A 252-nucleotide genomic window follows, 5' to 3' on the forward strand; every position below is an offset into this window, starting at 1 on the left:
GACAACCAGGATGTTGGCTTAGAAGCAGCCACCATTGAAAGAGTGCGTAATAGCTCACTGGTCGAGTGACTCTGCGCCGAAAATGTAACGGGGCTAAACACACCACCGAAGCTATGGCTTGATGCTTGCATCAGGGGTAGGGGAGCGTTGTATACAGCGTTGAAGGTATACCGTAAGGAGTGCTGGAGCGTATACAAGTGAGAATGCCGGTATGAGTAACGAAAAGATCAGTGAGAATCTGATCCGCCGAAA

General features: G+C 49.6%; 1 rRNA gene. It reads left to right on the forward strand.

Annotated elements, in window-relative coordinates:
- Window positions 1-252, forward strand: a 23S ribosomal RNA gene (locus KI379_RS33905); the annotation flags it as partial.

It is taken from the genome of Paenibacillus cineris, assembly GCF_018333335.1.
GTDB lineage: Bacteria > Bacillota > Bacilli > Paenibacillales > Paenibacillaceae > Paenibacillus_AQ > Paenibacillus_AQ favisporus.